Raw genomic sequence first — 6126 nt, 5'->3', positions numbered from 1 at the left:
CATCAATCTTGCGAAGCAGGTGATCCTTCGGCACCAGACCCTCGAGCGTCACCATCTCAAGAGCCGTCTGGCAAGGGGCAGGTTTCTTCAACATGTCCCAATGAATCACAAACCCCCGGACCACGCCAGGGGTTTGTCAGCAGTCTGACCGCCTCACTTGGAGGCGGCTTTTTTCTTCTCGCTGGCAGGTTCCGTGGTGGTCGCGGTCGTGTCCGTGGACTGGGAGGTTGCGACCGGTGCTTCCTTCGGGCCTTCGCCCATGCGGTTCCAGGCGTCGAGGCCGGCGATCTTGTAGGCTTCGGCGAGCGTCGGGTAGTTGAACGTGTTCTCGACGAAATATTCGACGGTGCCCTTGAGGTTCAGGACTGCCTGGCCGATGTGGACGAGTTCAGTCGCCCCTTCGCCGACGATGTGGACGCCGAGCAGGCGCCGGGTCTTCAGCGAGAAGATCAGCTTTAGGAGGCCGGTATCGAGGCCCATGATGTGGCCGCGCGAGGTCTCGCGGAAGCGGGCGATGCCGCATTCGTAGGGAATGCCGCGCTCCTTCATTTCCTCTTCGGTGAGGCCGCAGGTAGAGATTTCCGGTACGGCGTAGATGCCGTAGGGGAAATATTTCTGCGGTTCCTTGGCAATCGCGCCGACGGCGACGCGCGCCGCGACGCGGCCCTGTTCCATCGAGGTTGAGGCGAGGCTCGGAAAGCCGACGACATCGCCGGCGGCATAGATGTTGGGAACGGAGGTCTCGAAGGTTTCGGGATTGACCTTGAGGCGGCCGCGGCTGTCGGCCTCGAGGCCGGCTGCGGCGAGGTTCAGTGTGTCGGTGGCGCCCATGCGGCCGGCGGCGAACAGCACCATGTCGGTAATGATCTGGCGGCCGCTGTCCACGTGCACCATAACCTTGCCGTCCGGCAGCCGTTCCACCTTGTCCGCCTTCTGGCCGAGCAGCAGCTTCATGTTACGGTCGCGCAGTTGGTAGGTGAAGTCTTCGACGATTTCCTTGTCGATGAAGTCGAGCATGGTCGATTTCGGATCGATGACGGTGACGGCGGTATCCAGGGCACTGAAGATGGTCGCATATTCGATGCCGATAACGCCGGCGCCGATGACCACCATCGAACGGGGGAGTTGCTCGATTTCGAGCAGCTCGTCGCTGTCGAGAACCGTCTTGCCGTCGAAGGGCATGTAGTCGGGACGGAAGGGTTTGGTGCCCACCGCGAGCAGGATCGACTTGCCCATGACGTGCATGACGTCGCCGTCGTCCTTGGCGATTGCCATCGTGTCGGGCGTGACGAAAGTCGCCTTGCCACGGATACTCTGGACGCGGTTTCGGGCGAACTGGTGTTCCAGCACCTCGACCTCGTGGTCGAGCGTGATCAGCAGGCGACGACGCAGATCCTCGGCGCTGATTTCCTGCTTGACCCGGTAAGCCTTGCCGTAGAAGCCGCGCTCGCGCCAGCCGGACAGGTTGAGCGCCGTTTCGCGCAGCGTCTTCGACGGGATCGTTCCCGTATGGACCGATACGCCTCCGACCCTCTTGCCCTGTTCGACGACCAGAACCTTCTTGTCGAGCTTGGCTGCCTGGATGGCCGCGCGGCGACCGGCCGGTCCGCTGCCGACGACGATGAGGTCGTATTGGTTCATGGGATGCTCCGCTCCGAATCTGACGGCTGCCGCAATGCGGCAGCACTCACGAATCCCTTTGTAGCCGCCTATTCTAAAGTTTTGATTGCGGCCCGTCCAAGCCTTGATTTCAATCTGTATGCATCAATTTTGTGCACTGCAAGAATTGCCGAAAAATTAACTTGACGGAGGTTAGGAAATGCCGTCCATTCGGACCAATCAGAAATTGGTACGATAAATGGTACAGGATAAAGCCGGCGAGGCTCATGACAATTCGAGCTATGCGCTGGATCGCCTGAGGGAGCTTTTAAGGGCGGGGGAATTCGGTTCTGAGGGCCGCCTGCCGACCGAACGGGCGTTGACCGATATGCTGGGCATCAGCCGGCGCGCGGTGCGACGTGCACTCGAGGTGCTCGAATCCGAAGGCCTCATCTGGCGTCGCCAGGGCTCAGGCACCTTTATCGGCGAAAGGCCGAGCGAGTGGAGCAACCATGTGGGCGCGATCGTCGCCGGCACGGACTTCATGGAGATCATGGAAGTCCGTTTGAGGATCGAACCGCAGCTCGCCCAGCTGGCGGCGATGCGTGCCAAGCCGGCGGATATCGTCAAGATGCAAGAGATCGCCTTGAAGATCATCGAGAGCAGCGATGCCGACGCCCGCGAACTGTGGGATGGAACGCTGCACCGGTTGATCGCCCAGAGCGCCGGCAACCAGCTTTTCCTGTCGATCTTCGACGTCATCAATCGTGTCCGCCAGGACGAGGCATGGCGGGCGATCCGCGAGCGCGCCCGTTCGAGCGGCGACGCGGTCAACATCTCGTTTGCGCAGCACAAGACCATCATCGAGGCGATCGCCGAACGTGATCCGGTACGGGCAGGGGAGGCGATGCGCGAACACCTGCTGATGCTTCAGGAGCGGCTCATCCGCGCGACGTCCCTTGGCTCCGTGGAACAGGGATCGCTCAGCGAAGCAAGCTGAATGGCCGCCACGCGGCCCACCACCAGAAGCCGGAAACCGGCCAAGACTAAAAACAGGAACCTAAAAACAAGAGAGGAATGTTCATCATGATGCGACTTACCAAGCTTACGACCGCGCTGCTGGCCGGCGCGCTTTTCGCCTTTCCGGCGCTTGCGGTCGATTTACGCATCGGGCTGCAGGACGATGCCGACGTTCTCGATCCGGCCCAGTCCCGCACCTTCGTCGGCCGTATCGTCTATACCGCCCTGTGCGACAAGCTGGTTGACGTTTCGCCTGACCTGAAGATCGTTCCCCAACTCGCCACCGAGTGGAAATGGTCCGCCGACGGCAAGGAACTGACGATGAAGATCCGCGAGGGCGTCAAGTTCCATGACGACACCCCGCTCGATGCCGCCGCCGTGGTTGCCACCATTGAACGTAATATGACCCTGCCGGAATCTCGCCGCAAGAGCGAACTGACGTCCGTCGCCAAGGTCGAGGCATCTGGTCCGCTGGAAGTCAAGTTCACGCTGAAGGCTCCCGACGTGACGCTGCTCGCCCAGCTCTCCGACCGCGCCGGCATGATCGTCTCGCCGACCGCTGCCAAGGCGCTCGGGGCCAATTTCGGCTCCAAGCCTGTCTGCGCCGGTCCGTTCAAGTTTGTCGAGCGCGTCCAGCAGGACCGCATCGTGCTCGAAAAATTCAAGGACTACTGGAACAAGGACAAGATTTTCATCGACAAGGTCACATACCTGCCGATCCCGGATACGACCGTGCGTCTTGCCAACCTGCAGTCGGGTGACCTCGACTTCATCGAGCGTCTGGCTCCGACCGACGTTACCGCCGTCAAGGGCAATTCGGGCCTAAAATACGACGCGACCGTCAACATCGGTTATATGGCGCTTTACGCCAATATCGCCAACGGTCCGCGCGCCGACAACCCGTTCGGCAAGGACAAGCGCCTGCGCCAGGCCTTCTCGCTGGCGATCGACCGCGACGCCATGAATCAGATCGTTTATGAAGGCACCGCCGTTGGCGGCAATCAGCCGTTCCCGCCGAATAGCCCGTGGTTCAACAAGGCAATCCCGGTTCCCGCCCGCGATGTCGCCAAGGCCAAGGCTCTGATCAAGGCCGCCGGTTTCGACCGTGTCCCGGTCGAGCTGCAGATTCCGAACAACCCGGTCGCCCAGCAGATGATGCAGATCCTGCAGTCGATGGTCGCCGAAGCCGGCTTCGACGTCAGCCTGAAGTCGACCGAGTTCGCGACGCTGCTCGAAGAGCAGACCCGTGGCAATTTTCAGCTCAGCCGCTCCGACTGGTCTGGCCGTGTCGATCCCGATGGCAACATCCATCAGTTCATCACCTGCAAGGGCGGCATCAACGACGTGAAATACTGTAATCCGGACGTCGACAAGCTGCTCAATGAAGCGCGCGCCTCGACCGACGACGCGGTCCGCAAGCAGAAATACGATGCTGCGGGCGTGATCCTCAACGAAGACATGCCGGTCATCTATCTCGGTCATCAGTCGTGGATCTGGGCTTACAAGAAGAACGTCACGGGTTTCGTGCCCAATCCTGACGGCATGATCCGCCTGCAAGGCGTCAAGAAGGGCTAAGCCTCCCGTGCCGCGTGGGGAGTGGACCCATGCGGCACTTTTCCGCATCACTTTGTAACAATGTTGCTCAACGGGGGACGGCGTCATGCCTGTCTACATCGGAAAGCGTCTGCTGGTCGCCATACCGACCTTGCTGATCATCTCCATTTTTGTCTTTTCACTGCAGAAACTGCTGCCCGGCGATCCCATTCTGGCGATGGCCGGCGAGGAGCGTGACCCTGCGGTCATCGAATTCCTGCGCGACAAATACCGGCTGAACGATCCGGTCGTGGTGCAATATTTCTATTGGCTCGGCGGTGTGCTGACCGGCGACTTCGGCATTTCGCTGCGCACCAACCAGCCTGTCCTGGAACTGATCCTTCAGAAGCTGCCGGTGACGATCCAGCTTGCCGTGATGGCGATGTTCTTCGCCATGCTGATCGGCATTCCGATCGGTATCTTGGCAGCGGTCAAGAAGAACACCTTCATCGACTACATCGCCAATGTGCTGGCGCTGACGGGCCTGTCGATCCCGAACTTCTGGCTGGGTATCATGCTCATCCTGCTGATCTCGGTGCAGCTCGGCTGGCTGCCGGCCTCCGGCTTCGAGTCGATCTTCGTCGATCCTGTCCGGTCCCTGCAGACCATGATCATGCCGGCCTTCGTGCTCGGCAATGCGCTCGCCGCAACCCTGATGCGCCATACCCGCTCGGCGATGATCGGCGTGCTCAGCGCCGATTATATCCGCACCGCCCGCGCTAAGGGCCTGTCGCCGCGGGAGGTCATTCTGAGCCACAGTTTCCGCAATGCGCTGCTGCCGGTGGTGACCCTGTCGGCGCTGCTGTTCGGGGAACTGCTCGCCGGCGCGGTGCTGACCGAGCAGATCTTCACCATTCCCGGCTTCGGCAAGCTCATCGTCGACGCCGTCTTCAACCGCGACTATGCGGTCGTGCAGGGCGTCGTGCTGTGCACGGCGGTCGGCTTCATCCTGATGAACCTTTTCGCCGACGTTCTTTACGTCCTGCTCAATCCGCGTCTGAGGGCCACCCTATGACCACGATCGACCAAGCGCCGCCGGTTGCGGCGGCCAAGCGCGACAGGAGCCGCGCCTGGCGCAAGATGAAGAAGAACCGGAGCGCGCTCGTCGGCGCCGTCTTCGTCCTGTTCTTCGCAATCCTCGCGGCCAGCGCGCCGATCCTGCCGATCATCGATCCCGTCGCGACGAGCTGGACGGCGATCCGCAAGGCGCCTTCGGCCATGCACTGGCTCGGCACCGACGATCTCGGCCGCGACATCCTGTCCCGCATGATCTGGGGGGCCCGGGCGTCGCTGATGGCCGGGGTGTTCTCCGTCGTCATCGCGGTCGGCATCGGCGTGCCCTTCGGCCTCGTCTCCGGTTATTTCGGCGGCTGGGTGGATATGGTGATCTCGCGCATCACCGAAGCGCTGCTCGCCATGCCCTTCCTGATCATGGCGATCGCGCTCGCCGCATTCCTGGGCCCGAGCCTGATGAATGCGATGATCGCCATCGGCCTGTCCGCCATGCCGATCTTCGTGCGGCTGACCCGCGGTCAGGTCCTGGCGGTCAAGACCGAGGATTATGTCGAAGGCGCACGCGCCGTTGGCCTGAACCACTTTGAAATCATGACCCGCTACATCCTGCCCAACGTCTTTGCCCCGATCATCGTCCAGGCGACGCTGACGATCGCAACCGCGATCATCGCCGAGGCGAGCCTTTCCTTCCTCGGCCTCGGCCAGCAGCCGCCGGCCCCGTCCTGGGGCTCGATGCTGAACGTCGCCAAGAACTTCCTGAGCCAGGCGCCCTGGATGGCGATGTGGCCGGGTGCGGCGATCTTCCTCGTCGTGATTGGTTTCAATCTCCTGGGCGATGGCCTGCGCGATGCGCTGGATCCCCGCGAAGCATGATGATCGCGCGAAGCGTGATGTGAAAGG

5 protein-coding genes are annotated in these 6126 nt (G+C 61.7%); 4 read left to right on the top strand and 1 reads right to left on the bottom strand.

Features of this window, described 5'->3' with window-relative positions:
* Nucleotides 1–153 precede the first annotated feature (153 nt).
* The gene (gene sthA / locus AC1DLT_RS26815) at nt 154–1641 is read right to left on the bottom strand and encodes a Si-specific NAD(P)(+) transhydrogenase (protein ID WP_477488762.1); all 1488 of its coding nucleotides are present in this window, start codon (nt 1639–1641) and stop codon (nt 154–156) included.
* Nucleotides 1642–1858: 217 nt separating this feature from the next.
* Between sthA and AC1DLT_RS26810 the strand changes: the two genes are divergently transcribed.
* The 4 genes from AC1DLT_RS26810 to AC1DLT_RS26795 all read left to right on the top strand — a co-directional run bounded on the left by AC1DLT_RS26810 (nt 1859) and on the right by AC1DLT_RS26795 (nt 6099).
* Nucleotides 1859–2599: a FadR/GntR family transcriptional regulator gene (locus AC1DLT_RS26810; RefSeq protein ID WP_038542456.1), complete on the top strand. Its 741-nt coding sequence runs from the start codon at nt 1859–1861 to the stop codon at nt 2597–2599.
* 89 nt (nt 2600–2688) lie between these two features.
* Nucleotides 2689–4194 (top strand): ABC transporter substrate-binding protein, encoded by a 1506-nt coding sequence (locus tag AC1DLT_RS26805; RefSeq protein ID WP_477488764.1) that lies wholly within the window; start codon nt 2689–2691, stop codon nt 4192–4194.
* Nucleotides 4195–4279: 85 nt separating this feature from the next.
* Complete coding sequence (locus tag AC1DLT_RS26800) at nt 4280–5227, top strand: ABC transporter permease (RefSeq protein ID WP_345921987.1); 948 nt, start codon at nt 4280–4282, stop codon at nt 5225–5227.
* Complete coding sequence (locus tag AC1DLT_RS26795; protein ID WP_046601392.1) at nt 5224–6099, top strand: ABC transporter permease; 876 nt, start codon at nt 5224–5226, stop codon at nt 6097–6099. The genes AC1DLT_RS26800 and AC1DLT_RS26795 overlap by 4 nt, the downstream gene beginning before the upstream one ends.
* Nucleotides 6100–6126: the final 27 nt, after the last annotated feature.

The organism is Neorhizobium sp. 05N33, from assembly GCF_056397445.1.
The sequence above is the reverse complement of the archived record's forward strand: the minus strand, read 5'-3'. Positions and strand labels throughout refer to the sequence as shown.